The following is a 26,641-nucleotide window of genomic DNA, read 5'->3' on the forward strand; positions in this document are numbered from 1 at the left end:
TGTAGAAAAAGCAAGGCTATGACAATTTTTCAGCCTGTCAATCTAGAGGTTTAGCGCTGTTTCCTGTACAATAGAGTGAAAGGAAATGGTTAGCAATCCTAAAGAAATAGGCAGGTTGATAATATGTCAAAACATAAAATTCCGCCCGCTTACGGCGGGCAGGCAGTTGTGGAAGGCGTTATGTTTGGCGGAAAGCATCATTACGTTACGGCTATTAGAAGAACGGATGGAAGCATTGACTTCTTTAAGCTTCCCCGCAAACACAATCCGAAACTGAACATCGTGAAAAAGATACCGTTTTTACGGGGGATCGCGGCCATTATTGAAGCGAGCGCAAATGGCACAAAGCATTTGAATTTTTCAAGCGAACGTTACGGGCTCGATCCATCTGAAGACGAGACACTTGAGCAGGAAGAAAAAAAAGTCTCCGGGCTGTCTATGTATCTCAGCCTCGCGGTAATCGGCGTCTTATCATTTTTGTTCAGTAAATTCGTATTTACATTGGTTCCTGTTTTCTTAGCTGAACTGACAAGGCCGATTTTTTCATCGGACATCACTCAGATTGCGGTTGAAAGCCTGTTTAAATTGATTTTGCTGCTCGGTTACATTTATTTTTTGTCCATGACGCCGCTCATTAAAAGAGTGTTTCAATATCATGGAGCCGAACATAAAGTCATAAACTGTTATGAACAGAATTTGCCAATTACAGTGGAGAATGTTCAAAACCAGTCCCGGCTTCATTACCGCTGCGGATCAAGCTTTATTTTATTTACGATTATTGTCGGCATGTTTGTCTATTTGCTTGTTCCGACAGATCCGCTTTGGCTGCGTGTTATAGATCGTGTTGCACTGATACCGGTCGTACTCGGCATATCCTTTGAAGTTCTGCAGCTGACAAATAAAGTTCGTGATATTCCCGGACTGAAATTCCTTGGCTACCCGGGCCTCTGGCTTCAGCTGTTAACAACAAAAGAACCTAAGGATGACCAGGTTGAAGTTGCCATCGAAAGCTTTAACGAGCTTCTCAGACTCGAAGAAATGTCTGGACAAAATCAGAAGCCTTCTCACAACGTCATCTAGTATCCGTTGCCCTGCTATTACTTTCGGAGGTGGACAGTTATGAATCATCGTGTACAACCTATTATTGCTGTATTAATTGCGCTGGGAGCGTTCGGTTTCCTCTATATGTTGGTAACCACTCCCGGAGAAATGGCAAAAATGGCGGTAACCGTCATCGTGGCAGGTATCATTATTTATTTTATTGTGAAATATGTAATGAATCGAAATGCAGGCAGCGAAGGAGCAGCATTCAAAAAAGCGGCGAAACAATCACGGCGCCGGATGAAAGAACAAAAAGCAAAGCACCGCGCCGGACATAAGGGACGTGTCAGCCACCTGCGAAGCGTTCCGAGCGCCAGCAAGCCTAAGCCGATGATTCTCAAGAAAAAAAGCCAGACTCAACTGACTGTTATAGAAGGGAAAAAAAATAAAAAGAAAAACAGAGCGCTTTTTTAATAGGTCCACTGTTTTAAAAACTGCTCTGTCCGTCTTTTACCTAGCTCAATCAGGGCTAGTTTTTTTTGTTGTGTTAAATGAAAATCGGTCGCCATTACGTCGTCAACCGGCAGAAAAATGATGTTTTGTTCATAGCGTGACGCAATATGCCTTGCGTCATGTGCATCCTTCATCGTTTCAAACAGGGCGCCAAACAGTTCGAAAGCGTTGCGGATATTTTTTTTCGGACGCTCTCTTTCACGCGGCGCAAGCGTTACACCGATCACTGGGCGCTTTCTTTCCTTTGAAAACAGCCAGATTGGAAAATTGCTTAACACCCCTCCGTCAACTACCGTGGCGGTGCCTTTGTCCGTTTTTAATTTTATCGGTTCAAAGAAATACGGAATGCTGCAGCTCATTCTTACTGCTCTGGCAACAGGAAACATATCGGGATTTAACCCGTAACGGACCAAATCGTCCGGCAAAACAATCATGGTGCCGTTTGTCAGATCAGAAGCGATCAGTCGCAGAGACCCTTTCTGTAAATCACCGAAAACCCTTATGCCTTTCGCTCTTAACAGATCAGCAATCCATTTTTCTATCGTGTCGCCTTTGTATAAGCCGAGACGCCAGTAGATGGACACCCACTGGAGCATCTTTAAGGGGAGAAATGAGTATCGCTGGTCCAGCAATTTCTCTCCGTCCACTTCTTTAATCAAAGCGTGGATTTCCTTACTGGTGTAACCTGACGCAATGAAAGCGGCAATAATTGCGCCAGCGCTTGTACCCGCAACCCTTTTAAAGCGGAAGCCTTTTTCCTCAAGCACTTCATAAGCGCCTGCCAGCGCAATGCCTTTTACTCCTCCGCCGGAAAACACACCGTCAATATACATCTCATTCTCTCCCCCTTCATCCGATCGTTTACTATCATTTTAAGAAAACACGCGAAGAAATAGACCAACGAATGACGCGAGGCGCAGCGCATCAAAAAAGACGGCCTCCTTTGAGACCGCCTTTTTACTGATTATGATGTTCTGATTTCTTTTGGATTGATTTCAGATCTTTTTTACGGGCATCATCTTCTTCAAAGTATTGAACAAGATCCCCGATGCGATCAATGCTGTTCCAGCTTAAATGATGTTCGATTCCTTCAACATCGTTATATATTTTCTCTTCATCAACACCAATGATTCTTAAAAACTGCTCAAGCAATTCATGTCTGTATACTAGCCGTTTGCCTATTTTTTTCCCTTTAGACGTTAACACGAGACCGCGATATTTTTCATAAATTAAATATTCGTCTTTATCTAGTTTTTGAACCATTTTTGTTACAGAGGAGGGATGGACTGCCAATGCTTCCGCGATATCGGAAACCCGTGCATATCCTTTTTCTTCAATCAGCATATAAATCTGTTCAATATAATCTTCCATACTTGGTGTTGTCATCGAAACCCTCCCAAAAAGCACCTTAACTTTATAAACCATTACAAGTTTACACTAATGAACTTGAAAAAACAAGGATGCTCCGCGGGACAAAAGCCCTTTTTACCGCTTATAATTCCATTCATCTGAGGCGTATTTTGTTTCTGCCAAGTGATGAACAAAATCAAGCTCTTCCTGAGACAGTTTGTACGGCTCCAAATGAATGTTAAGGCCTGTTTCAAACCCTTCTTTAAAGGCTTTACGGGCCTCATCCATCGTCACCCGCTTATCGGTGAGTTCATTAATGGCAACCGCTTTATTTTTGAAATTGCGCTGCATCCGCTCTCTGACTCTTTCACTCGGATACAAGAACAGATCGAACAGCTTGTCCTCATCTAAATCAAGCAGAATGGAGCCGTGCTGAAGAATCACGCCTTTTTGTCTCGTTTGCGCGCTTCCCGCCACCTTGCGTCCCTCGACCACCAGTTCATACCACGAAGGCGCGTCAAAACAAACGGATGACCGCGGATTTTTTAAGCTTTCTTTTTCTTTTTCGGTTCTCGGGATGGCAAAGTATGCGTCCAGACCAAGATTTCTAAAGCCTTGGAGTATGCCTTCTGATATGACCCGGTATGCCTCAGTGACAGTCGCCGGCATTTCAGGATGCTCTTCCGAAACAATCACGCTGTATGTCAATTCCTGATCGTGCAGCACACCTCGCCCGCCGGTCGGGCGTCTGACGAAACCGAGATTATACTTATGTACTGCTTCAAAATTGATTTCCTTTTTAATATTTTGAAAATACCCTACAGAAAGAGTCGCCGGATTCCAGCCGTAAAAACGGATAACCGGGGGAATTTTCTTTTCGCTGTGCCAATATAAAAGCGCTTCATCAAGCGCCATATTGAATGCAGGACTTGCATTGCCTGAGTCTATAAACCGCCAAGTTTCTTTTTCCATTTTGAGACCTTCCTTACCGTTTTAATAGAATCAGTTTATCAAACTGCCGGGAAAATGAAAATATTTTAGTTCCATTATGGATGACAATCGCGCTGTGCTTTACTATAATAGTATTTGTCGAAAACGGCTCTATGGCCTTGTTTTTATGAAGCAGGGTTTTGATTTTATATGCTAAAGGAGTAGAATCACATTGTCTAATATGATCGTTTTGATTATTTTTGCTGCGTTTATCGTCTATATGATTGCTTCATATGTTTATCAGCAGCGAATTATGAAAACACTTACGGAAGAAGAATTTCGCGCGGGTTACCGAAAAGCGCAACTCATTGACGTTCGTGAACCGAATGAGTTTGAGGGCGGACATATTTTAGGGGCCCGCAACATTCCGCTTTCCCAGCTGAAACAGAGAAAAAATGAAATCCGTCCGGACAAGCCTGTCTATCTATACTGCCAAAACAGTGTCCGCAGTGGACGCGCGGCACAAACCCTGCGCAAAAACGGCTGCACTGAGATTTACAACCTAAAAGGCGGCTTTAAAAAATGGGGCGGAAAGATTAAAGCGCAGAAATAAAGCAAAACAGCTGTCTGTAATAGACAGCTGTTTTTATTTATCTCTCTTCCTTCTCATACCTGAGCACCGGGTGTCTTGCCGCTTTTGTTTCATCCATTCTTTTTACAATCGTCGTATGCGGCGCCTCCTGGACGAGTTCCGGATTCTCCTCCGCTTCCCTTGCGATTTGAATCATAGCGTCGATAAACGCATCCAGTGTTTCCTTTGATTCCGTCTCTGTCGGCTCAATCATGATACATTCTTCAACATTAAGCGGGAAATAAATCGTAGGCGGATGATAGCCAAAATCGAGCAGCCGTTTTGCAATATCTAGCGTACGCACTCCCAGCTTTTTCTGCCGCTTTCCTGACAATACAAATTCATGCTTGCAATGACGGTCAAACGGAAGATCGTAATAAGGCGCGAGCTTTCTCATCATATAGTTCGCGTTTAACACTGCGTTCTCAGTAACAGCCTTTAATCCGTCAGGCCCCATGGAGCGGATATACGTATACGCTCTGACATTGATGCCGAAGTTGCCGTAATACGGTTTCACGCGGCCGATCGAGTCAGGGCGGTCATAATCAAATGTAAAGTGCCCTTCCTTTTTGATTAAAACTGGTTTTGGCAAATAAGGAATCAGATCTTTCTTTACGCCGACAGGGCCTGAGCCGGGACCGCCGCCGCCATGAGGGCCAGTGAATGTTTTATGCAGGTTGAGGTGTACCACGTCAAATCCCATGTCTCCCGGTTTCGCTTTGCTTAAAACCGCATTTAAATTAGCGCCGTCATAGTACAGTTTCCCCCCCGCTTGGTGAACAATTTCCGCCATCTCGGTGATCTGTTCCTCAAACAAGCCGAGCGTGTTCGGATTCGTCAGCATAAGAGCAGCAGTTTCTTCATTCACCGCTCTTTTTAAATCCTCCAGATCGACAAGCCCATTTTCATTTGATTTCACCGTAACCGTTTCAAAGCCTGCTACTGTCGCTGAAGCAGGATTCGTCCCGTGAGCGGAATCAGGAACAATGACCTTCGTCCGCTTGAAATCCCCGCGCGCTTCATGATAGGCGCGGATCATCATCAGCCCCGTCCATTCGCCATGCGCCCCGGCAGCGGGCTGAAGCGTAACCTCATCCATTCCCGTTATTTCCTCAAGGTGCTTGCTTAAATCATATAAAAGCTCTAAAGCGCCTTGCACCGTGTCTTCATCCTGAAGAGGATGAATCGCAGCAAAACCGGGAATTCGCGCGATTTTTTCATTTATTTTCGGATTGTATTTCATTGTGCAAGAACCGAGCGGGTAAAAGCCGGAATCCACCCCGTGATTACGTTTGGACAGCGCTGTATAATGGCGCATAATATCCAGCTCGGACACCTCCGGCAGCTCTGCGTCCTCGTCACGAATATAGGTGTCTGACAATAGATCCTCCAATTCGATTTCCGGTACATCGAGTTCCGGCAGACTGTAGCCGATACGGCCTTCTCTGGAAAGCTCAAAAATAAGTGCCTGATCCTGATTACTCATGGCGATCCCCCAATTCCTGAATGAGTGCGTCGATTTCTTCTTTTGTTCTCAGCTCCGTTACAGCAATCAGCATATGACAGTCCATCTCAGGATACGTCAGCCCAAGATCATATCCGCCGATGATGCCTTTTGCCAGCAAACGCTGGTTCACAGCTTTCACCGGTTCATCCAGTTTGATGACAAATTCATTAAACATCGGTCCGTCAAACATAACGGTAAGGCCAGCTTTTTTTGCTTCTTGCTTTGCATAGTTGGCTTTTAAGAGATTTTGACGGGCGATTTCTTTTACGCCATTTTTTCCGAGAGCAGTCATGGCGACAGAAGCTGCCAGCGCATTTAAAGCTTGGTTCGAGCATATATTTGATGTCGCTTTATCTCGTCGGATATGCTGCTCCCTGGCTTGTAAAGTAAGCACAAAGCCTCTTTTTCCGTTTTCGTCTTCCGTTTGTCCGACGAGGCGGCCTGGCACTTTTCTCATTAATTTTTTGGTGACGGCAAAAAAGCCGCAATGCGGGCCGCCGTATGCTGAAGGAATGCCGAAAGGCTGCGCATCACCGACGACGATATCAGACTGAAACTTGCCCGGCGGAGTGAGGAGACCTAACGCAAGCGGGTTGGCTGACACAATAAACATGGATTTTCCTTGATGAGCGATAGGCTCAATATCCTGTAACGGCTCGACCCGGCCAAAAAAATTCGGGTACTGAGCGATCACGGCGGCTGTGTCCTCGCAAACGGTTTGGCGCAAAGCATCAAGATCGGTAACGCCATCTGCAGCGGGAACTTCAACGACTTCAATATATTGACCTTTTGCGTACGTTTTCAGCACTTCTCTCGATTCAGGATGCACGGTTTTTGACACAACGATTTTTTTCTTTTTCGTGTGGCCTGAAGCAAGCATTGCCGCTTCCGCCAAGGCAGTTCCGCCATCATACATAGAGGAGTTGGCAATATCCATTCCTGTTAGTTCACAAATCATCGTTTGGAATTCAAAAATAGCCTGAAGCTCCCCCTGTGAAATTTCCGGCTGATAAGGTGTATACGCCGTATAAAACTCAGAGCGGGAAATGACATGATCCACAATGACAGGCTGATAGTGATCATATACACCTGCTCCTAAGAAAGACGCGTGTTGTACCGTATCACGATTTTTAGAGGCCAGCTTTGTCAGTTCTCTTGTTAATTCCGTTTCTGATTTCGCTTTTTTGATTTGATACTCTTTTTTATATCTGACGTTTTCCGGTATATCAGCAAATAATTCATCGATGCCGCTTACGCCGATAACGGCAAGCATTTCCTGTTTATCCTCTTCTGTTGCAGGCAAATAACGATGCTTCATGTGTTGACTCCTCTCCCCAAGAAAAAATATTAGCGTTTATAAAATGGTGTTTTGACAACCTTTGCTTTCACTAATTTTTTGCGAATCTCCACCTCTACGACTGTCCCGATTTCACTCGCTTCCGCAGCAATTAGGGCAAGGCCGACGTTTTTCCCTAATGTCGGTGACTGCGTGCCGGTTGTCACCTTTCCGACAGACTTGCCATTATAGAACACTTCATATCCGTGCCGCGGTATCCCTTTTTCGGTCATTTCGAGTCCGACAAGCTTTCGCTTCGCTCCGTTTTCTTTCTGTTCACTCAATACTGACTTACCAAAAAAGTCAGATTCTTTTTTGTGCTTTACGGCAAAGCCAATACCTGCTTCAATCGGTGTAATATCCCGGGTCAGCTCCTGGCCGTAGAGCGGGAGCTTCGCTTCAAACCGGAGCGTATCACGTGCGCCAAGACCGCATGGAATTAATCCATGTTCCTCACCCGCATCCATGATTTCTTTCCACAAATACATGGCATCATGAGCACGGCAGTAAATTTCAAACCCGTCCTCTCCCGTATAGCCGGTGCGCGAAATGAGTGCTTTGCAGCCGCTGATATCTGCCTCATCAATAAATGTAAACGGCTTTAATGCAGACAGATCTGCAGACGTTAGCGTTTTTAAAATCGTTTCTGTTTTCGGCCCCTGTACAGCCAAGAGCGCGATTTGATCTGACTGATTGTCAATCTGTACATTACCTGTTACATGCTCTTTCATCCACTCCAGATCTTTATCTATATTAGAAGCATTTATGACAAGCAGATAGCGGTTCTCTCCTTTTTGATAGATAAGCAAATCATCGACGGTTCCGCCATCCGGATAGCACATCGCCGTATACAGCGCACGGCCTGACGTTAACGCGGAAATATCATTTGTCATCAGTCTTTGCAAAAAAGGCAGACTGTCTTTTCCGGACACTTCGATTTCTCCCATATGAGATACATCAAACAGCCCGGCCGCAGTTCGGACAGCCTCGTGTTCCTTTTTTATAGAAGAAAATTGAACTGGAAGCTCCCAGCCCCCGAAATCAATCGTTTTCCCTCCATATTCTTTATACAGTTCAAATAACGGCGTTCTTTTCAGCATCGAATTCCTCCCCTTTTTCAACGGCGCGCTGCTAAAAAACATACAAAAAAAGGACAGAGAAACACCTCATGTAAAATGAAGGTTCTCTGTCCTGGCACCTGAAAGTTTACTTTGCATTCGCAAAGACGTCCCCTTTGGTGGCTTGCGCATCCGCGCAAACACTCTCCAGAGTTGCGTCGAGCAAGAGTTCTTTTGCCTGAGAGATTCACTCCGCAGTTTGCTCCTTCGGCGCCTGTATCCCGAGGTTCTCGGTCAGGTCTCTCCCCTTGCTGTCATTCGCTCATATTTTCATGCTGTTATGGACATACTATAGCAATATCTTACATCAAATACTTACTCATATCCTACCATCATCACTATATGCTGGGCAACAGCAATTTGGGCAGATTTTTCTTATAGTGTTCATTTTAAGAATCGAAGAATAAGAAAGGCGGTTTCAAAGCAATGAATGCAGAAATGATCTACGATACAAAATGGCCTGAAAAATTCGCTGAAAGACTGAAAAACGATGGCCCGTGGGCGAACTGGGAACTGTACAAGCTCTCTGCAGAAATCCAGAAAACATTAGCTATTCCTGAATTTGAAGGCTTACGGGCCCCTTTATACCTGCCTTCCTTTACACCGCTTCCCCACCAGCTTGAGGTAGCGCAAAAAGTGGTTGAAAAAATGAACGGGAAAGCAATTTTAGCAGATGAGGTGGGTCTCGGGAAAACGGTTGAAGCCGGACTGATTCTAAAAGAATATATGATTCGCGGTTTAGCCAAAAAGATTTTGATCCTTGTGCCCGCTTCCCTTGTGTCTCAGTGGGTCAAAGAGCTTCAGGAAAAATTTTTGATCCCGGCTGTTGAACAAAAGAAAAGCTACGTGTGGGAGCAATGCGATATTGTCGTCTCATCAATCGACACTGCAAAGCGCTCGCCCCACCGTGAAATTGTGCTGTCAATCCCATATGATCTCGTCATTATTGATGAGGCACACAAACTGAAAAATAGCAAAACGAAGAACTATGAATTTGTCCGGAATCTCGTAAAAAAATATTGCCTGCTTCTTACCGCGACGCCAATTCAAAACCGTATCGAAGAAATTTTCAATTTGGTGTCCTTATTAAAGCCTGGCCATTTAGGCAGTCAGAATCACTTTCAGGAAGAGTTCGCCAAAAAGAAATCCAGTTTAGAAGCACATGAGCATTTAAAAGATCTTGTGAATAAAGTCATGATCCGCAACAGACGGCATGACACCGGGCTGAATTGGAAACAGCGACATGTTGAAACAGTGCCAATTGAATTTTCTCCATCAGAGCAGGCGCTTTACGATGAAATTTCCAGCCTGAAAGAAGGCATCAATAAGCCGGCCAGCATGTTCTCAATTATGACTCTGCAAAGAGAATGCTGTTCGAGCAGGGAAGCTGTGTATATGACGCTGAAAAAAATGCTTGATCAAACAGAGAAACAAGTACCGGCCATTGATGAACATACCATTTCGGTTTTAATAGACCGCATCAATCAAGTGACACAAAACTCTAAAGCGCTTCAAGTGGTTGACCTGATCAAAAAGATAGACGATAAGGTCATCATTTTCACAGAATACCGGGCCACCCAGATTTACCTGCAATGGTTTCTTCAACAAAACGGTATCAGTTCTGTGCCGTTCAGAGGCGGATTTAAACGCGGGAAAAAAGACTGGATGAAGGATCTTTTCCGCGGAAAGGTCCAAGTCCTGATTGCAACTGAAGCAGGCGGCGAAGGGATCAACCTGCAATTTTGCAATCACATGATCAACTATGACCTGCCATGGAATCCGATGCGTCTTGAGCAGAGAATCGGAAGAATTCACAGGCTCGGGCAGGAGCGTGACGTGCACATTTACAACATGGCGACAAAACATACAGTGGAAGAGCATATTTTAAAGCTGCTTTATGAAAAAATTCATTTGTTTGAAAAAGTGGTCGGCAAACTTGATGATATTTTAACGAAAATTCAAGTGAACAATTTTGAAGAGCACCTGCACGATATTTTGTACCATTCAGCAACAGAAGAAGAAATGAAAATAAAAATGGATAACTTAACCTCATTTTTGTCTTATAAAAAACAGCAGCCTGCTGAAAAAAGAGGATCTTAGCCTGTAAGGAGGTTTTATAAGTGAGACAGCAAGAGGTTCACGATTTTCTGCTTCGTTTTTTTCAGGCAAACAGCTGCCAAATCGTCGATCAAGGTTCAGGCTATATGACAGTGCAGCTTACAGTTGAAATGGACAAACAGATCATGAACCGCCCTTTCTACTGGCACTGGCGCGAGAAGACAGGCGGCGATCCGAATCCGATGAAAATCACTTTTATTACAGATAAAGAATCTGCTCCAAAAGACCTAGATGGCGAATTTATTTATTTTGGGGCACCGCGCCTTTTTCAAATGTTTAAAGCTGTTAAACAAAATGGGAGATTTACCAGAATGTATGAGAAAATTGAATCAGCCGGAGCTAAAGTCCCCCTTCAGCCTTGGCTTGGTATAAATGTCACGATTTCATACCAGTCCGACATGAAAAAGGATAAGCTATTGTCACTAGGTCTTCACCTAGTCTCTGGAACCATAATTGAAGATTTTCACAGCAAGCTGACACAGCTGCCACTGACGTCTCAAATATGTGACTATTGCTTCACCATATCGCCTATGATCAAACCAGAAAGCGGCCTTAAGCGGATGGAAAACTATATTGCCAAATCCGCCATGCAGGAACCGTCAGACTGGGCAGAACAGGCGGTAAACAGGTGGAAAAATGATATGACATTGCTTGACAAGTTTTATGAGCATATAGAAGAAAAACCAGAAGAGTATCATCTAGAAAAACAGGCGCTGAAAGCCTTGTATCAACCAAAGATATCAGTTGAAATTGAAAATGGCGGATTATTTTATCTGCAAAATAATATTTCAATCTAACTTTTTTTACCATTCGACATCGTTCTCGTTTTTTTTGAAAAAATGCGATTATAATAAAGGTATATTGGAAAAAAATTCTGGCAATTTCAATGGCAAATGACTTCCAGAGACCAATGAAGGCATACAATGAGTCATGGCCGGACTGGCTGAAATACATAAACAAGTATTTTAGGAGGAGAAACTGCATGAAAAATGCAAAACAAGAGCACTTCGAATTAGATCAAGAATGGGTTGAATTAATGATGAAAGCCAAAGAGGCAAATATCAGCCCGGAAGAAATACGAAAATATTTACTTTTAAACAAAAAGTCTGCTCATCCTGGTCCGGCAGCCAGAAGTCATACCGTAAATCCTTTCTGAATGTGCTATAATATCACAAGGAAGGTGATGACATTGATTGGCCAGCGTATTAAACAATACCGTAAAGAAAAAGGCTACTCACTATCAGAACTAGCTGAAAAAGCTGGGGTAGCGAAGTCTTATTTAAGCTCAATAGAACGAAATCTACAAACGAACCCCTCCATTCAATTTCTCGAAAAAGTCTCCGCTGTTCTGGACGTCTCGGTTCATACTTTGCTCGATGAGAAACATGAAACCGAATACGATGGTCAATTAGATAGTGAATGGGAGAAATTGGTTCGCGATGCGATGACATCCGGGGTATCGAAAAAACAATTTCGTGAATTTTTAGATTATCAAAAATGGAGAAAATCCCAAAAAGAGGAGTAGTGCCTGAGCAGAGGCACTAACTCCTCTTTTGTCAATAAACATAGAAACGGCCCAGTATATCGTATACTGGGCCGTCTCTTTTTATTGCTGCTATTAATTCTTATCCTCACTATGCGCTTTTTCATTTTCTTTCACGTAACCGTCTTTATCAGTATGTTCCTTTTTGATTGTCAAACCATTCCATTGTGTCGCTTCAAACGAAAACTGAAGCTGAATGGAGTTTCCTTGGTATTTATTTTGGACCATTAGCCCGTTTTCATCTTTTGTTTTGTCGTCTTTGAATTGGATTTCCATTTGAACTTGGTCGAAATCAGTCGGTGTTTTTGGAATACCATCATATTCAGGAGCGGTTTTACCGTCAATTGTTGCTACATTGACTTTACCGCTTGCATTTAAGAATTTAGGGTCAATTTGTTTTTTGATTTTTTCAGCTGCCGCTGCATCATTCTTAGCGGACATCAAATACAAGTCCTTGAGATTGGCATCATCTAAAATAATATTTTTCGGATATCCATTGCCGCCCTCTTTTCCAACTGTCAATAAGGTCACTTCAAACTGGCTCAGAAAATCTTCTGCAGATGTATTGCTGCCTCCGTTTGCTTTAAATTCGCCGTAATTCAGCGCCATTAATACCTCTTTGATTGCAAGTGAGCCGTTATTTTCAAATTGGAAATCTTTCGTCAATTTGTCTCCCGGCTTTAGATTTGACAGATTAACACTCGCTGAATTTTCTTTAGCAGATAAATCAAGCGTACCTGACGCAAAAGTAGCATCCGTTGATTTAATGTCGTTAAATGCTGCCCATGTTCCTCCTCCAACTAAAGCTAATCCTAGTGCCGCAGAAGCAACTCCTAAACTTAATTTCTTTTTCATACCCATGGCAAACTCCCCTTTTATTGAATGATATTATATCGAAACCTGTTGCCAGGTTTACAACTGATGTTAAGTGGACATGGTGCTGTCCTTTGTATCTGTTTCCAAGGCTTTAGTCTTTCTTTCAATTTCTCTAATGGCACTGCTGATCGTCACAAAAGCGTACACCAGCAACATCACGCCGGGAACAATCAGTAAAACAGCAGTTCCGATCGGCTGACTGGCAAAATGAAGCATATAGCCGGCATATGGAAGCTGAAAACCTGTATATTGTGCGCGGACATTTTCGTCCGATACAAGCGCTGAATCAGCTGCTGCGTTATTGTCCCCTTTTGTTTTAAATAACAAATGGTCTCCTTGCTTCGTTTTGTCAACAATCCTGTGGGTGACCGCCGTATTTGCATCCTGCATAAATGTAATGACGTCCCCCTTTTGGAGCTCCTTCACATCAGTGATTTCTTTGACCAATATTAATGAACCTGTGTTGAACTCCGGCTCCATTGAACCTGAAAGAACTGATTTCAGCGTGTATCCAAACACTGCCGGCTCTCCCCCGGATGAACGTGTTGAAATCACGACAAGTGTCAGCACAATAATGAGAGTAAAGATGATCACGTAGAGAATATTACTCATCAGCTTCATTGCTTTTTTCATCCTCTTCCCCGCTTTCCTTTTGAACTGATTGAGTTTCTTTTTCTTCTGTTACAGTTTCTTGAGATGTATCTTCTTTATTTGATTTTTCTTGTATATCCTTTTGTGATGTTTCATTCTCCTTTTTGACGGCCGGCTTCGTTTCTTTTTTAGGCACTGTCGGTTTTTCATCGCACTTTGCAAGCGTCATAGGCTCCGACCACTCAAAAATACTGCCGTCTGCCGGGTACCCGGCCGGTTTATATACTTTAAATGCATAAATGCCGGGTTTCATTTTTTTCTTCGTCTCAATTTTATAAAGTGAATCGCCGATTTGTTTGGAAACGAACCCTTTTTCGATCACGTTCCCATCCTTTAACGGTTTGCGGGCATTTTCCAGCTTATGAAGCTCCCACTTCCACTTTGATTTCCTAAGTCCCTCGCCTGTATTTTCGAGCTCAGCAAACAGAGAAATAGGTGAGCATACAGTGCCTTTCGTATCCGTTTGATTAGACAAGTGCAAATCACTTTGATCCCAGCGTTTATCATAATCGCAGTTTTTATCTGTATGCTGAAAGTCTGTACACGTTTGAAGCGGGACATCAAATGTTTCAATATCATGAAAAGCAGCGCTTGTATCACCGGAAAATTGTAAGCATATCGCGGCAGTCAGACTGAAAATGACTGAAAGCTGAAAAATAAGCAAAACTTTCAGTTTCGTCTTCGTCTTTTGCTGATTGCGAAACAATCGAAACATATCTTACCTCCTGTAAAACACTGTCACTTGATATAACAATTGTTCTCTTTAAAGAACTGCACAAATAGAGTATAATCAACGTTTAATCGATTGAAAAACACCAAAATCGTTCATTTTGTTCGTTTAAGAGAATGTTTTCATCATATTACAAAGTCTTGCTCAGTATTGCTCACCTTTTTGTTTTTTTGAAATTTTTGGGATTATTATGCGAAAAATTAAATGCATAGCCAATTATGATTTGGTAATAATAAACAACGAAAGGGTGACAGCATGATGATCAAACAATGTGTGATTTGTCTTTCTCTTCTCGTTTTCGGCACCGTTGCCGCTCACGCAGAAGAAGCACCGCTTGTGACCGCCCGCCACATGTCCAAATGGGAAGAGCTTGCAGTAAAAGAAGCAAAAAAAAGGTACCCGCTCGCACAGGTACTGTTCAAACAAAAAGTATGGGACCGCAAAAGAAAAGATGAAGCAGTGAAGCAATACCATTTAACCCTGAGGGAAGGATCAAAGGAATTCGGCGTATTTGTGACGATTTCATTTGATCCCTATAGCCAAAAGGTTAATAAAATTGCCATATTAGAAGAATATCAATAAGGTCCTCCATTTTTGAAGGACCTTATTCGTTATATTTGCGGTTATTTTTTTCGCTTCAGCCATAACCTGAAACCATAGGGTAAAATACCGAACCAATGCTGGGAAGCGGGCGTTTTTGTTTCTTTCCGGACCTCTTTTCGTTCTTTTCGCTCATCTCTCGGAGTATCTATATATTTGACAAATTGCTGAGTCATATATTTGACATAATCATTCGTTTTCACGTGATCACCTCATCATTCAATTATTATGAAGTGTTGGCTCACATGACTTTTTTTATACCCTTTTCTTTGCCCTATTCTGTCCAGCTCAGCAGTTTTTTCTGTTTTTGATCAAACACGATCTGTGCAGTTCTTTCTGTTCCCGACTCCGTCAACGCTTTTAGGTTGATTTCTTTTTGCTCTTTTATCGATGTATCGTAAATGTAATAAGAAACCTGCCCATATGGAAACTGCTGTGAATCCTTTTGGCCTTTCCGCTGCTCAAGAACATGCCGAATTGACAGAAGCGCGCCATTCTGAAGCAAATTCTCTCCTGTGTAAAACTCTTTTGTTTCCTTTTCAAACATGCAGCGTGAAATATATTGCGCAGCAGTAAAGTTCACGCTCAGCAGCACAAGCGCGGACACAAAAAGAACAGCGGGATAAATAAACCCTTTCGTGCTGTCCATTTACCCTCCTCCTAAATACGGATAAACCGGAAAAGCAGTTTGATACACTTTTTGGTTCTCACTCTCAATTTCCAGCAAAACAACACCATTTTCAATATCGGCTCTCATGGCTGCAATATCATCTAGAATCGGAACATGCCCTTTGCCATCTACCCTTTTTCTTATCATTGAATGATAGGTTTCAAAACGTATGTCTTGCCCAGAAGAATTGGTACAGATCAACACGCTCCCATGTTCGGCTGTCTTGACTGCGTGTGACTGCTTGCACTCGTTCATCATCTGTTCCATCGAAATCAGCCATTCTTGCTGTGTGAAACCGTCATGTTCCTGCTGCCGTGACAAAAACAGATGGAAGATCATAGCTAACGATCCCGATATGAGCAAAAAGACGGAAAACGAAAATAATACGTTAAGAAGCGTATAGCCAGTCTGTCCGCAGAATGCTGAGGCAAAATGGTTTTTCTTTATAAGCTGCTGCTGAGATGCATACGTTTTGATATTCCCCCTCCTCCTCCCACTTTAGCGTATAGTTATTATTGTTCATTGTAACCGCTTTCTCCTCAGTTCCTTCACCAGTCATCATATATTTGCTAATGCTTTCATTCATCATTTGGTAGCCGATTTCTCGAGATTCCGTCATATTTTCATCAGCTATCAGCTTGTCCCATAAAGGAACGACTGTCAGTAGCAGAAACAGCCACAGGCTTAGCGCAGACATTGTTTCTATTGTAGAAAAACCTTTATTTTCTCTCCACATTGACTCTTCCGCTCCCTAAATAAACTGTTATGTCATAAGCAACATGTCCTTTTACTCGTATTTTTCCGCCTGCATTCGGGTGCCCTTTCTCATTAAATTCCAAACGGTCTTTTAATGTCTTCGGTTCTATAGAAAGTCCCGTCGCATACGGCCGTTCAATTACCGTATCCCCCATATCTAATTGATATTCTTTTCTCTGAAAGAGAATTTTTGTTCTTTGATGACTGGAAATTGCAGTCTGCTGTGCAAGCATAATATCGTTTTTCAGCTGCCATGCCGCCTGACGGACAGCTGTGTTGTCATAAGCAGGAGGAAGCGTGGTAAACACGGCGATCAAGAGGATAGAGGCGAGGCTTAACACAAGCAAGCTTTCTAAAAGGGTAAATCCCTCCTCCTCGTTTAATTTAATGTTCAACCTTAACTTCTCCGCCAGTGATAATAATGTGCTTCCCATTTGGACAAACTGCATCCTTTTTCACATAACCCTCTGATTGTAAATCAGCAAGACTCGGTGTCTGTCCTTCATGGTCAAGCTCAAATGCAGTCATTTGTGCCTTAATCATGTTTTGAAGGCCTTCACAGCCCTTTTTCTGAATGGTTTGATTATGTTTCGTGACGTTCGGTATCGTAATTAAAAGCAAGATCGAAATAATAAAGAGCACAATTAGCATTTCAACAAGTGTAAATCCTTTCTCATTCATCAGCCTCTTCCTTTCACATTTGATTCATCATCTGATACATAGGCAAAAGCATAGATAAATACACAATTAAGATCATCGCTGCAACAAATCCATAAATCATAGGCTGAAGGATGCCTGTCCATTTTTGCGCCTTGTGTTCCAGCCGCTGCAATATGAACTGACTGTATGTGAAAAGCTCCCGATCAAGGCGGCCGCTCAGCTGTCCGTGAGATATGACTTTTGAAAAATCAGTTTCATAAAAAGGGCTTTCACAAATAGCGGTTTCAATTGATTCACCAGCTTTTAGCCGTTCAATCACTTGTTCAGCCTCGCAGCGGTAAAAAGGGAGAAACGTTTGATGTTTAAATGCGTTAAGGCTGTCATATATTGAGAGACCTGATTGTAAAAGGCTGCTTAGCTGCAAAGAAAAAAAGTAGCTGTTAAACAGCCTGACAAGGTTTCCAACTAAAGGAATTCTGACACAAATAAGCATTTGCCGGGCAGGTGATTTTTTCTTAAACACAAGCCAATAATAAAGCCCGATACCTCCTGCAAATAGAGCCAACAATATGATTACAAGATCAATATGCTGAAAAAAAGCAAAAAGCATATCAGTTGAACGTGTGGTTTCCATATTCATCGATTGATAAATACCGGAAAACTGAGGAATGATGATGGCCTGTAACATATAAAACATGACAGCGACTGTGAAGATGAGGAAAAGCGGATATCGCAGCACCCTTTTCAGCTGGTCTGCCTGTGCAATTTTGCGTTCCAGCAGCTCTCCGCTCTGAATCATGGAGGCAGGCAGTTCACCATGTGTTTCAGCAAAATAACAGATACCTACGGCTTCCTTATGAAATGACAAACCCTTTAATACTTGATAAAACGGGGCCCCTTCCCTCAAACGAGTGATCGCATCAGTCAAGTCAGCCGCCTGCCTCTTATTCATCTGAAGTTCCATCAGCCGTATTCCATCCAGAAGCGTATATCCGCCCTCCGTCATTTCACCGAGCCGCTTCAATAACTGGGCTTGATCCTTTAACGGCCAGGTTTTTCTAATCTGTTTCATGATAAACCCACCGGTCATAGTTGTTTGTCGTCAAATAGCCGAGTGCAATTCCTTTTCTGATAATTTGACGTAGCGTTTGATATTGGTAATTTGCATGATTTCCTTTTGCCTCCTGAATACATTGCTGAAGATTTTTTCCGTAAAGAAGCTCATAAACGCTTGCTCTCCTGGTGTTTCGTGACTGGCGGCAATATACTGATGAACATCCGTTTTCACAAAACGGGCAAGCCAAATCAACCAAGCGCTGAGCCGCTATTGCAATAACAGTCTGTTCGATTTCATTCATATTGATGCCGAATTCAAGCAGCCTGTAAATCGCGCCCTTCGCATCTCTCGTATGAAGGCTCGTCAGCACCAAATGCCCTGTCATCGCTGCCCGTACCGCGATTTTAGCTGTTTCCGCATCTCTGATCTCACCTAAGATAATCATATCCGGGTCATGGCGCAAAATAGCCTTCAGCCCTGCGGAATAAGTCACACCGGCTTTTTCATTCACCTGCACCTGAAGAACATCCTCGTCCCTTGTTTCAACAGGGTCCTCCAGTGTGACAATATTTCGATTAAAGTGTTTTTTTGCATATTGAACAAGAGAGTATAATGTGGTGGTCTTCCCTGAACCAGTCGGCCCGGTAAAAATGAGCATGCCGTGGGAATGTTTTAAAAATGAGAGTAAAGTGGCTCCTGTCTTCGGAAATAATGACAGCTTATCAATCGAAGGGATATTGTATTGAGGCATTACTCTGATCACGAGGCTTTCTTCATTAATTGTGGGGAGCGTTGACATTCTTAAATGAACATTTCCCTCCTCTAGCTTTAATGTAAGCGAACCATTTTGCGGCTTCCGCCTTTCCCCTATGTCCATCGCTGAGAGAAATTTAAAATGTGAAATCAGTCTTACGCACTCTTCTTTTTTCATGTGCCTTTTTTTCAGCAAGGCATGATCAACCCGAAAATGAATGATGGCGTCCCGCTCCCTCGGTACAATGTGAATGTCAGAAGCCTTTGTTATATATGCCTCTTCAATCAAGGTTCTGCTTGTCTTTTCTATTGAATCCAATTTGATTCCCTCTCCTTTCAATGCGTATTGTAGAAAAAGAAGGACCTGTAATCAAACCGTGGAAAGGTGATTTCCGGAGATGTTATATGTAGAAAAATCAATTCCTGCTGACAGAAAAGATTGTTTCAGCTGAATGTACCTCATTGATTTCATTATTTTCTCAATAAAAAAGCAGGCATGATGATCATCATGCCTGCTTCACTCCATCTTTCATTATGCTGATTTAGAAATTTCACTTAATGCTTCTCCGGCTTTTTGATCAGTATCCTTCTCAACGGATAGATCGCCTAATGCCACAATACCGGCAATTCGTTCGTTTTCAAGAATCGGTAAACGGCGGATTTGGTGCTCTGCCATAAGCTGCCCCGCTTCTTCAGCGGACATATCGAGATGGCCGGAAACGATGTCGGCGCTCATGATGTCACTTGCTTTTGCATCCATCTGATTTTCAGCTAAGCATCTCGTCACAATATCCCGATCAGAAACAATCCCCTGAAGTGTGCCATTTTCACAGATTGGAATAGAACCGACATTGGAGTCTCTCATCTTTTTCGCTAGTTCCGTGATTGAAGCGGTTGGTTCACAGCATTCTACATTCTTTGTCATGATGTCTCTTATTTTCATTTCCATTCCTCCTTTACCGTGTTCTATTTATTCTTTATCCGCTGCACAAAAAATGAAACCTCCTACAGTGTCCGCCTTTTCCGGGTTTTCTTTTTCTTCTTCCGCTCCTGCAGCATATCTCCCGTCCAGCCTTTCTTCTTCAAATATAGGTAGATCAGAACCGTCGAAGTGAGAATCAATAAGAGAGAAAAGAGATATCCGTATTTCCAATTCAGCTCAGGCATCACTGAAAAGTTCATCCCCCAGAGGGCACCGAGTGCTGTAACCGGCGTAAAAAGCGTCGTGAAAATGGTCAGCGCTTTGAATATTTCATTTCCCCTGTGAGAGGTAATGACTTCCTCTGAATGCAACAGACTATTAAGCTCCCCTTCAAATTCGCTAATGTATGTAAACCCCCTGTCAATTTTGAGTTGTATCCGCTGATAAACCTTTTTACCTTCATTTTGGGGCAAAAAGGTTTCTTTCAATGCCATTTCAATTTTTTTAGTGCTTAGGATTAAGTTTTTCCAGACCATCAGCTCATGGTGCAGGAGATGGACACGGTTTAAAATGCTTTTGCTATTATCGTCTTTGATTTGCCATCTGAGCTTTCTCAGCTTTACTTCAAATTCATCTAAACCGATTAGATACACATTCATTAACTCGCCGAGAAGGATCAAAAATCCCTCCATGGTACTATCCGCTCTTTCCATTTGCTGGACAACTTGTTTTCCCTTAATCCCCTTCAAAATCGAAAAATCAAAGTTAATTGTGAAAAAATATTGCCTGGTTATATAAAAGTGAAAAACGGTATGGTCTTTTTCCTCACCCAGCCCCTGATCATATACAATCGAGCCAAATACCGCTTCATTTTCTGTTTCAGTCGTGTCTACGCGCAAAAAATTAATATGATGGTTATTTTCAAACCACTTCTCACATTGAGGCCAGTGAGAAAAGTGGATCAGATCTCTTGCTTTATTTCTTTCCTGAGGCCCCATTTGGTACCAAAACCAATCCTTTCCCGTATGTGCCTTCATGTCAAGCTCCTCCAAACTTTTGTTCTTTTATTCTTTAATTGCCCAAGAAAGGCATTGCTAAACCAGTCAACCGCTTCAACGCATGTTTTGTGAGCAATTTCCGGTGGTATGGAATGTAGAAAGACATCGGAAAAGGGAGGTGCATGCCTTCCTTGGAGAAGGCAGTTGTTTTGGAATTTATCAATTTACTAGCAGTCGCTATTCTCATTTTGTTAACAGGTTTTTTTGTTGCCGTAGAATTTTCAATCGTAAAAGTGCGGCGATCCAGAATTGATCAGCTTGTCGCAAAAGGAAAGAAAGGTGCTAAAGCGGCAAAGCATGTCATCACTCATCTTGATGAATATTTATCAGCCTGCCAGCTGGGCATCACAGTCGCAGCTTTAGGACTGGGCTGGCTTGGAGAACCGACTGTGCAAACCCTGCTTCGGCCGCTTTTTCATAAAGCAGGCTTAAATGAATCGCTTACCCACCTTCTTTCACTTGTCATCGCCTTTTTAGTGGTGACGTATTTAAACGTCGTCATCGGGGAGCTGGCGCCAAAGAGTTTCGCCATTCAAAAAGCAGAAAGCATTACATTGATGCTTGCCAAACCGCTTATTTGGTTTTATAAGATCATGTTTCCATTCATTTGGCTGCTGAACCACTCTGCTCGGTTGATTACAGGGGCGTTTGGACTGAAGCCGGCATCAGAGCATGAGCTGGCATATACAGAGGAAGAGCTGCGGGTTCTTTTGGCTGAAAGCTATAAAAGCGGTGAAATCAGAAAAAGCGAATTAAAATACATGAATAATGTCTTTACCTTTGATAAGCGAATGGCAAAGGAAATCATGGTGCCGCGAAATGAAATGGTCAGTTTGTCACTTGATGAAGACTCCATTCCAAACCTGGAGGAAACAGTGAAGCAAACAAAATATACACGGTACCCAGTTGTCAGGGAGGATAAAGATAATGTCATTGGCGTAATCAATATGAAAGAAGTGCTGTTTTCAATGCTGTCGAAAGATTTCTCATTAAAAAAGCAGCAAATTGAACCTTTCATTCAGCCTGTTATCCACGTTATTGAGACAATTCCGATTTATAAATTGCTGCTGAAAATGCAAAAGGAACGTACTCATCTGGCGATCCTCATTGATGAATATGGCGGGACTTCCGGTTTGGTCACTGTCGAGGATATTATCGAAGAAATTGTAGGAGAAATCCGTGATGAATTTGATGCAGATGAAGTGCCTCATATCCGCGAGCTCGGAAAGGATCATTACTTATTAAATGCAAAATTATTAATCAGCGATGTAAACAACCTGCTTGGAACAGATTTATCAGACGCAGAAGTAGACACCTTGGGCGGCTGGTTTCTCACACAAAACATAGACGCCGAGCCTGAAAGTGTCATTGAATATGACGGCTACTCTTTTAAGGTAAAAGACATCGACAGCCATCACATTTTATTTATAGAAGTAAAAAAAGCTGAATAGCCCGAGGGAGGCTGTTCAGCAGCTTTTTTCAGCAATGGCATCAACACTCTTCTATCTTAAACCCTTTATTGGCCAGGGCTTTAGCAAGACTTTGCTCGGTTTTCACATTCGAAAAATCCAGACCCAGCTTCACCACAGTTTGGGCAATTTCAGGTCTGATTCCTGAAATAATTGTCTCAATGCCGAGCAGTTTGGTGCTGTCAATCACTTTAAAAATTTGATAGGCCACCATTGTATCGACGATGGGAACACCTGAAATATCTAAAAATAAATATGAGAGCTTTAACGCTGAGCACTGCTGCAGCACCGACTCCAAAATCGTCCTCGCTCTGTACGTATCAATTTCACCGACAAGCGGAAGAATCCCTATCCCCTCAGATATCGGCATAATCGGCGCACTCAATTCATTAATCATTTCTTTTTGCGCGTTTAATTGTATCATGGTGACCTGGTAATATTCTTCAGTAAAAACTTCGATGATCTCATCAATGGTTTGATTCAAAATCTGGCTCCACTCACAAATGTCCTGAATGCTGATTTCTTGAGAGGAGGCTTCGCTGAATTTCTGAATCCATTCAAACATGACGTGCCTGAAGGCGTTAAACTGGCCGACACTTTCTGTTACAGTCACTTCATGAACGGCACGGTCTCTGGCACATTGAAGAGACCATCGATTGAGCTCATCCTTTACGTCTTCTGCTTTGCTAAGGGATTTCGCCACGATGGTCACTAATGATTCGTGCTGGTCTAATAACTTTTGTTCTAATTTTTGCTGATCTTTAGCGGTATGCAGCCAGTTTCCTTTTGACGTGCAAGTTTCCAGCCATTGTTTCATAATATCTTCTTTGTGCTCTGTTACATGCTGATCAAGAGCTATCATCTTAATGAGCTACCTCCTGTTTTTTAAAAATATATGCTTCATATGTATAACATGTCTGCCTCTACACATACTATGTTTACATTCAATGGGCTATAGCCAAGCGGTAAGGCAATGGACTTTGACTCCGTGATCGTTGGTTCGAATCCAGCTAGCCCAGTTTCTGAACAGGTGAAAAACCGAAGATAAGCTGATTCGTATAAATCAGCGGATCTTCGGTTTTTCATCATGCAGATTGATGAACTGTTTTCTTCTTCGATAACTTCAACAGTTCTCCCGGATTATAACCAATCACCAGCTTTTTGTTGTCCACAAGAATCGGACGTCGCAAAAGCTTCGGCTTCTCGATTAAAAGTTCCAGCACCTCATTTACCGTCATCTCTTCAATGTTTAGATTTAAGTTTTTGAAGGTCTGGCTTCTTGTCGCTAAAATTTCATCAATTCCTTCTGTCGTTAATGATAAAATGTACCTCAATTCTTCCACTGTCGGGGTTTCTCTGAATAAGTGCCGTTCGTTAAATTCAATTTGATGCGCTTTAAGCCAATGTTTTGTTTTTCGGCATGACGTGCAGCTTGGATATGAGTAAAAAATTAATTGTTCCATTCGTTTTTTTCCTCCTCAGTTAACCATCTCTTTGTAGAATAACTACCCGGATCATTTTTTATTTAAACCATTTACAGAACTTTTTTTCGGATTATTTTTAAAAAACCATTCATATAATAGAAAACGCAATCAAAGGAACAAATTCCATTTGTATATCAATAATGAAAATGTTTACATTTATAGGTGTGATCTATTATAATAGCAATCAGAGGGACTCTCGGGAGGGGATAAAAATGAATCGCATGTTCCGGGTGTTAGGATTTTGGACGGGAATTTTTGCAGTCATGTTTTATTTGGGTGATATGAAAGATGCTTCCCTTTTATTTTTTGGACAGACGATCTTATTTGTATTTCTATCGTATTTGAACTTAACTGAACGCATGTATATTTATATTTTTGGGGCTTATTTAACGATTTTCTTCGCCGGCTTTACATATTACTCGATTTTTATTATGGTGCCCGGCGGCGGAGGCCATTAAATGCAAAAAGAGACAAACCTTCTCGGTTTGTCTCTTTTTTTACAATGAAAACCCATTTAAAAACGGATTTTGATCCTGCTCTGTCTGCACGTCTGTTTCAAGGCCATGGCCGCTTAACACCAACGTGTGCTCCGGCAGCGTTAGCAGTTTTTCATGAATGGACGTCAGCAGCGTCTCTTGATCGCCGCCTATTAAATCAGTACGCCCTATGCCGCCTTGAAACAGGACATCACCGGAGATCACCAAGTCTGCATCCTTCACGTAGTAAGAAACACTGCCTGGCGAATGTCCCGGCGTAAATAATGTTTCTAAATGAAACGGTCCGATATTCAGCTCACCGTCTCCTTCAATCAGATGATCTGCAGGCTTAGCTGTGATTTCTATCCCTCGCAGCATGCCGGAGCCGTTTAAAGAGGCATCCGTAAGCCAATTCTTTTCATTCTGATGCAAGTAAACAGGGATATCCCATTTTTCTCTCACTTCATCAAGTGCCCCTATATGGTCAAAATGGGCATGTGTAAGCAAAATGGCTAAAGGCGTCAACCCTTTTTCTTTTATGTATTGATTGATTTTATTTCCTTCGCCGCCCGGATCAAAAATCAGGCATTGATCATCATTGATGAGAAAATATGCGTTCGCTTGAATCGGCCCTACTGGCATTCGTCTCCATTTCACTTATATCACCTCTTTCTTTTTTATGTTCCTATTATGAGGGTTTTTGAAAAAAGATTCAATCAATCGCAATGAAAACGCTATCGACAAACCTATAAAAAACAGGTAGAATAAAAATGGAAAGAATTGCAGGTTTTTCAATGTAAAGGGGGCTGCGTAATGTTACTTGTCGTGATTTTCGGCCTTGTCGCTCTTTTCGCTTTATGGGGAGTCTTGCGTTCTGTTAAAAATAGAAATATACTTGGATTTTTATTGGCCGGAGCCACCTTATTTGTCTTTGGCTGGTTTACCGTGATGACCGTGATAAACAGCGGCTATCCAACTGCACATTAAAACCTGTATCCGATCGGATACAGGTTTATTTTTATTGCTGTAAATGTTTATTGACACTTTCAATTTTGCTTTCAAGCGTCGTTTTTTTGTCACGCCTGTCATCGATGCGGATGTTCGTTGCCACTCTGTGCAGCCCTTTTTGAAACGGCGCTTCGTGAATAGCCTGAATGACTGTGAAAAGGTCACTGAGTTCTCCCTCGATCAGCGTATTCATCGGTGTCAGCTGGTATTTGATTTTCCCTTCAGCTTTATACCCTTCTAAAATCTTTTGCACATCGGCCACGTAAGCACTTACACTAGGTGTTTCCGTACCAATTGGGATAATGGTTACATCTGCGATAGCCATCGTTATTCCATCTCCTTTTGATCAATGATAAGTTGCTTCATTTCATGTGATTTCAATAAAATGATCTGCTCAAAATGAAAGCCGTATAACGCATATTCCCCGTTCGGAGATATTTGAATCGGCTCCATTTCCGGCAGAGAGAAAAGATCTTTTGCCTTTCCCGATGCCACATTGACAGCTGCGAGCTTATATGCATCGCCGCTTTCTCTAAACGTATAAAACAGGCCTTTTGCTTCATCATAGTCATACTCCATTGGAGCCAAACTTGTATATTTCGTTTGGAGCGGCCATTCCGCTGTAACTGGCGATTTTGTTTGCGGCGTTTTAAACTGATACGTCCCTTTTTCTCCGGAAGCTGGTTTGACAGTAAAACTCATTTGATGAAAAGAATCAAAGAAGAGAACGTCATCCTCGAGCTTCTGTTCCGCTTTGGAGGCTGTATCGAATGTATATAAAGGCCCTGACTTATCGCCTCTTCCCTCTTTTATATAATCAAATGTGTTTTTGGATGTCCAATGAATAAACGGAACCTGTATTGGACTTAAGGAAGTCTCATCTTTTTTAGCATCCACCTGATATGTATGGAAATCCCAGTTTTCAGTGAATACCGTGACCATCATTTGATAAGGATCATATTGATTCCAAGCAGCCTCAAGTTCATACGTTTCGTAATCTTTTTGGTAAAGCGTCTCTCCTTTTGCATTAAGCAAAACAACTGCCGTCTTTTGGCTGTGTGTGATTTGCAGCAAAATCATCTGCTTCCTCGGATTAATTTGAACATCAACGATTTGACCATCCGTTTGATAGAGCTTTTTCGCTTTGCCGGTAAAGATGCGGTACGCAAAAAGCTCCGTTTTCGTCGGATCAGACGCGGTATATAAAATTGTGCTGTTATTAAGCCATCCTTCCATTCCATCCGCTTTTTCCGCGGAAAGCGGTATGATGTCTTTTTCCTCATCTTTTGCCGCCGCTGCCTGTTTTTGCTGCTGATGAGATGGTTCGCATGCCGATAAACTAAACAGCAATGCCGACAACAGAATGAAACAAACTGATCTCATC

The 26,641-nt window shown here is 42.4% G+C and carries 35 protein-coding genes, 1 tRNA gene and 1 riboswitch; of the genes, 12 read left to right on the plus strand and 24 right to left on the minus strand.

Translation table 11 applies throughout. The annotated features are described in order from the left end of the window. Positions 1–123 precede the first annotated feature (123 nt). A complete protein-coding gene (locus tag GYO_RS34495; RefSeq protein ID WP_014114379.1) occupies positions 124–1,080 on the plus strand; it encodes a DUF1385 domain-containing protein in 957 nt (318 codons plus the stop codon). Positions 1,081–1,119: 39 nt separating this feature from the next. Continuing rightward, the gene (locus GYO_RS34500) at positions 1,120–1,515 is read left to right on the plus strand and encodes an SA1362 family protein (RefSeq protein WP_014114380.1); all 396 of its coding nucleotides are present in this window, start codon (positions 1,120–1,122) and stop codon (positions 1,513–1,515) included. Here GYO_RS34500 and GYO_RS34505 read toward each other — a convergent pair. The 3 genes from GYO_RS34505 to lipM all read right to left on the minus strand — a co-directional run bounded on the left by GYO_RS34505 (position 1,512) and on the right by lipM (position 3,876). After that, positions 1,512–2,387: a patatin-like phospholipase family protein gene (locus GYO_RS34505; RefSeq protein WP_014114381.1), complete on the minus strand. Its 876-nt coding sequence runs from the start codon at positions 2,385–2,387 to the stop codon at positions 1,512–1,514. The genes GYO_RS34500 and GYO_RS34505 overlap by 4 nt on opposite strands. 124 nt (positions 2,388–2,511) lie before the next feature. Further along, positions 2,512–2,940 carry a transcriptional regulator MntR gene (mntR, locus tag GYO_RS34510; RefSeq protein ID WP_014114382.1) on the minus strand — a complete coding sequence of 143 codons (429 nt, stop codon included), beginning with the start codon at positions 2,938–2,940 and terminating at the stop codon, positions 2,512–2,514. A gap of 99 nt (positions 2,941–3,039) precedes the next feature. Next, positions 3,040–3,876: an octanoyltransferase LipM gene (gene lipM, locus GYO_RS34515; RefSeq protein WP_014114383.1), complete on the minus strand. Its 837-nt coding sequence runs from the start codon at positions 3,874–3,876 to the stop codon at positions 3,040–3,042. 190 nt (positions 3,877–4,066) lie between these two features. On the opposite strand from lipM, the gene GYO_RS34520 reads away from it, so the two are divergent. Next, positions 4,067–4,447, plus strand: coding sequence for a rhodanese-like domain-containing protein (locus GYO_RS34520; protein ID WP_014114384.1), 381 nt, complete (start codon positions 4,067–4,069; stop codon positions 4,445–4,447). Positions 4,448–4,484: 37 nt separating this feature from the next. On the opposite strand, the gene gcvPB is transcribed toward GYO_RS34520, so the two are convergent. From gcvPB to gcvT, 3 genes are read right to left on the minus strand one after another with little or no spacing between them, the layout of a single operon-like run. Continuing rightward, positions 4,485–5,951 (minus strand): aminomethyl-transferring glycine dehydrogenase subunit GcvPB, encoded by a 1,467-nt coding sequence (gene gcvPB / locus GYO_RS34525; RefSeq protein ID WP_014114385.1) that lies wholly within the window; start codon positions 5,949–5,951, stop codon positions 4,485–4,487. Further along, on the minus strand, positions 5,944–7,290 hold the full coding sequence (gene gcvPA, locus GYO_RS34530) for an aminomethyl-transferring glycine dehydrogenase subunit GcvPA (protein WP_014114386.1): 1,347 nt from the start codon (positions 7,288–7,290) through the stop codon (positions 5,944–5,946). The genes gcvPB and gcvPA overlap by 8 nt, the downstream gene beginning before the upstream one ends. A 29-nt stretch (positions 7,291–7,319) precedes the next feature. Then, a complete protein-coding gene (gcvT, locus tag GYO_RS34535) occupies positions 7,320–8,408 on the minus strand; it encodes a glycine cleavage system aminomethyltransferase GcvT (protein ID WP_014114387.1) in 1,089 nt (362 codons plus the stop codon). Between the two features lie 174 nt (positions 8,409–8,582). After that, positions 8,583–8,684: riboswitch (glycine riboswitch) on the minus strand. Positions 8,685–8,852: 168 nt separating this feature from the next. Here gcvT and GYO_RS34540 point away from each other — a divergent pair. The 4 genes from GYO_RS34540 (at position 8,853) to sinR (ending at position 12,069) form a co-directional block, all read left to right on the plus strand. Beyond that, a complete protein-coding gene (locus GYO_RS34540; RefSeq protein WP_014114388.1) occupies positions 8,853–10,526 on the plus strand; it encodes a DEAD/DEAH box helicase in 1,674 nt (557 codons plus the stop codon). A gap of 20 nt (positions 10,527–10,546) precedes the next feature. Next, positions 10,547–11,341: a YqhG family protein gene (locus tag GYO_RS34545; protein ID WP_014114389.1), complete on the plus strand. Its 795-nt coding sequence runs from the start codon at positions 10,547–10,549 to the stop codon at positions 11,339–11,341. Positions 11,342–11,526: 185 nt separating this feature from the next. Further along, entirely contained in the window at positions 11,527–11,700 is a 174-nt protein-coding gene (gene sinI / locus GYO_RS34550; protein ID WP_003226347.1) for an anti-repressor SinI, read from the plus strand. A gap of 33 nt (positions 11,701–11,733) precedes the next feature. Then, positions 11,734–12,069 (plus strand): transcriptional regulator SinR, encoded by a 336-nt coding sequence (gene sinR, locus GYO_RS34555; protein WP_003226345.1) that lies wholly within the window; start codon positions 11,734–11,736, stop codon positions 12,067–12,069. 93 nt (positions 12,070–12,162) lie between these two features. On the opposite strand, the gene tasA is transcribed toward sinR, so the two are convergent. The 3 genes from tasA to tapA all read right to left on the minus strand — a co-directional run bounded on the left by tasA (position 12,163) and on the right by tapA (position 14,329). After that, a complete protein-coding gene (gene tasA, locus GYO_RS34560; RefSeq protein ID WP_014114390.1) occupies positions 12,163–12,948 on the minus strand; it encodes a biofilm matrix protein TasA in 786 nt (261 codons plus the stop codon). A gap of 63 nt (positions 12,949–13,011) precedes the next feature. Continuing rightward, on the minus strand, positions 13,012–13,584 hold the full coding sequence (gene sipW, locus GYO_RS34565) for a signal peptidase I SipW (RefSeq protein ID WP_014114391.1): 573 nt from the start codon (positions 13,582–13,584) through the stop codon (positions 13,012–13,014). Beyond that, positions 13,568–14,329 (minus strand): amyloid fiber anchoring/assembly protein TapA, encoded by a 762-nt coding sequence (gene tapA, locus GYO_RS34570; protein ID WP_014114392.1) that lies wholly within the window; start codon positions 14,327–14,329, stop codon positions 13,568–13,570. The genes sipW and tapA overlap by 17 nt, the downstream gene beginning before the upstream one ends. Positions 14,330–14,599: 270 nt before the next feature. On the opposite strand from tapA, the gene GYO_RS34575 reads away from it, so the two are divergent. Next, the gene (locus tag GYO_RS34575; RefSeq protein ID WP_014114393.1) at positions 14,600–14,926 is read left to right on the plus strand and encodes a YqzG/YhdC family protein; all 327 of its coding nucleotides are present in this window, start codon (positions 14,600–14,602) and stop codon (positions 14,924–14,926) included. A 41-nt stretch (positions 14,927–14,967) separates the two neighbouring features. On the opposite strand, the gene GYO_RS34580 is transcribed toward GYO_RS34575, so the two are convergent. The 10 genes from GYO_RS34580 to corA all read right to left on the minus strand — a co-directional run bounded on the left by GYO_RS34580 (position 14,968) and on the right by corA (position 20,799). After that, positions 14,968–15,147, minus strand: coding sequence for a YqzE family protein (locus tag GYO_RS34580; RefSeq protein WP_003226330.1), 180 nt, complete (start codon positions 15,145–15,147; stop codon positions 14,968–14,970). Positions 15,148–15,218: 71 nt separating this feature from the next. Beyond that, a complete protein-coding gene (gene comGG, locus GYO_RS34585; protein ID WP_014114394.1) occupies positions 15,219–15,593 on the minus strand; it encodes a competence type IV pilus minor pilin ComGG in 375 nt (124 codons plus the stop codon). Further along, positions 15,594–15,977, minus strand: a complete 384-nt coding sequence (gene comGF, locus GYO_RS34590; RefSeq protein ID WP_041520999.1) for a competence type IV pilus minor pilin ComGF — start codon at positions 15,975–15,977, stop codon at positions 15,594–15,596. A gap of 25 nt (positions 15,978–16,002) precedes the next feature. Further along, a complete protein-coding gene (gene comGE / locus GYO_RS34595; protein WP_014114398.1) occupies positions 16,003–16,350 on the minus strand; it encodes a competence type IV pilus minor pilin ComGE in 348 nt (115 codons plus the stop codon). Further along, the gene (comGD, locus tag GYO_RS34600; RefSeq protein WP_014114399.1) at positions 16,334–16,765 is read right to left on the minus strand and encodes a competence type IV pilus minor pilin ComGD; all 432 of its coding nucleotides are present in this window, start codon (positions 16,763–16,765) and stop codon (positions 16,334–16,336) included. Before comGD ends, comGE begins: the two co-directional genes overlap by 17 nt. Further along, positions 16,755–17,051: a comG operon protein ComGC gene (comGC, locus tag GYO_RS34605; protein WP_014114400.1), complete on the minus strand. Its 297-nt coding sequence runs from the start codon at positions 17,049–17,051 to the stop codon at positions 16,755–16,757. The genes comGD and comGC overlap by 11 nt, the downstream gene beginning before the upstream one ends. A gap of 13 nt (positions 17,052–17,064) precedes the next feature. Beyond that, the gene (gene comGB / locus GYO_RS34610; protein ID WP_014114401.1) at positions 17,065–18,102 is read right to left on the minus strand and encodes a competence type IV pilus assembly protein ComGB; all 1,038 of its coding nucleotides are present in this window, start codon (positions 18,100–18,102) and stop codon (positions 17,065–17,067) included. Then, positions 18,089–19,159: a competence protein ComGA gene (comGA, locus tag GYO_RS34615; protein ID WP_014114402.1), complete on the minus strand. Its 1,071-nt coding sequence runs from the start codon at positions 19,157–19,159 to the stop codon at positions 18,089–18,091. The genes comGB and comGA overlap by 14 nt, the downstream gene beginning before the upstream one ends. A 213-nt stretch (positions 19,160–19,372) precedes the next feature. Then, positions 19,373–19,783, minus strand: a complete 411-nt coding sequence (locus tag GYO_RS34625; RefSeq protein WP_014114403.1) for a CBS domain-containing protein — start codon at positions 19,781–19,783, stop codon at positions 19,373–19,375. 62 nt (positions 19,784–19,845) lie between these two features. Continuing rightward, positions 19,846–20,799: a magnesium transporter CorA gene (corA, locus tag GYO_RS34630; protein WP_014114404.1), complete on the minus strand. Its 954-nt coding sequence runs from the start codon at positions 20,797–20,799 to the stop codon at positions 19,846–19,848. A gap of 143 nt (positions 20,800–20,942) precedes the next feature. Between corA and GYO_RS34635 the strand changes: the two genes are divergently transcribed. Beyond that, positions 20,943–22,271 (plus strand): hemolysin family protein, encoded by a 1,329-nt coding sequence (locus tag GYO_RS34635; protein WP_014114405.1) that lies wholly within the window; start codon positions 20,943–20,945, stop codon positions 22,269–22,271. 40 nt (positions 22,272–22,311) lie between these two features. Here the strand turns inward: GYO_RS34635 and rsbRD are convergent, their stop codons facing one another. Beyond that, positions 22,312–23,151, minus strand: coding sequence for an RsbT co-antagonist protein RsbRD (gene rsbRD, locus GYO_RS34640; RefSeq protein WP_014114406.1), 840 nt, complete (start codon positions 23,149–23,151; stop codon positions 22,312–22,314). Positions 23,152–23,237: 86 nt separating this feature from the next. On the opposite strand from rsbRD, the gene GYO_RS34645 reads away from it, so the two are divergent. Then, positions 23,238–23,308, plus strand: a tRNA-Gln gene (locus GYO_RS34645). Positions 23,309–23,374: 66 nt separating this feature from the next. Here the strand turns inward: GYO_RS34645 and mgsR are convergent. After that, positions 23,375–23,752 carry a transcriptional regulator MgsR gene (mgsR, locus tag GYO_RS34650; protein WP_003226302.1) on the minus strand — a complete coding sequence of 126 codons (378 nt, stop codon included), beginning with the start codon at positions 23,750–23,752 and terminating at the stop codon, positions 23,375–23,377. Between the two features lie 233 nt (positions 23,753–23,985). Here mgsR and GYO_RS34655 point away from each other — a divergent pair, with 233 nt between their 5' ends. Next, positions 23,986–24,231: a DUF2626 domain-containing protein gene (locus GYO_RS34655; protein WP_003226300.1), complete on the plus strand. Its 246-nt coding sequence runs from the start codon at positions 23,986–23,988 to the stop codon at positions 24,229–24,231. Positions 24,232–24,270: 39 nt separating this feature from the next. Here GYO_RS34655 and GYO_RS34660 read toward each other — a convergent pair whose 3' ends face one another. Continuing rightward, positions 24,271–24,906: an MBL fold metallo-hydrolase gene (locus tag GYO_RS34660; protein WP_041521000.1), complete on the minus strand. Its 636-nt coding sequence runs from the start codon at positions 24,904–24,906 to the stop codon at positions 24,271–24,273. A gap of 156 nt (positions 24,907–25,062) precedes the next feature. Between GYO_RS34660 and GYO_RS34665 the strand changes: the two genes are divergently transcribed. After that, positions 25,063–25,236, plus strand: coding sequence for a DUF2759 domain-containing protein (locus GYO_RS34665; RefSeq protein WP_014114408.1), 174 nt, complete (start codon positions 25,063–25,065; stop codon positions 25,234–25,236). Positions 25,237–25,267: 31 nt separating this feature from the next. On the opposite strand, the gene GYO_RS34670 is transcribed toward GYO_RS34665, so the two are convergent. Then, on the minus strand, positions 25,268–25,582 hold the full coding sequence (locus tag GYO_RS34670) for an MTH1187 family thiamine-binding protein (RefSeq protein ID WP_010334936.1): 315 nt from the start codon (positions 25,580–25,582) through the stop codon (positions 25,268–25,270). 2 nt (positions 25,583–25,584) lie between these two features. Beyond that, a complete protein-coding gene (locus GYO_RS34675) occupies positions 25,585–26,640 on the minus strand; it encodes a YqgU-like beta propeller domain-containing protein (protein WP_014114409.1) in 1,056 nt (351 codons plus the stop codon). Position 26,641: the final 1 nt, after the last annotated feature.

It is taken from the genome of Bacillus spizizenii TU-B-10 (genome assembly GCF_000227465.1).
Taxonomy (GTDB): Bacteria; Bacillota; Bacilli; order Bacillales; family Bacillaceae; genus Bacillus; species Bacillus spizizenii.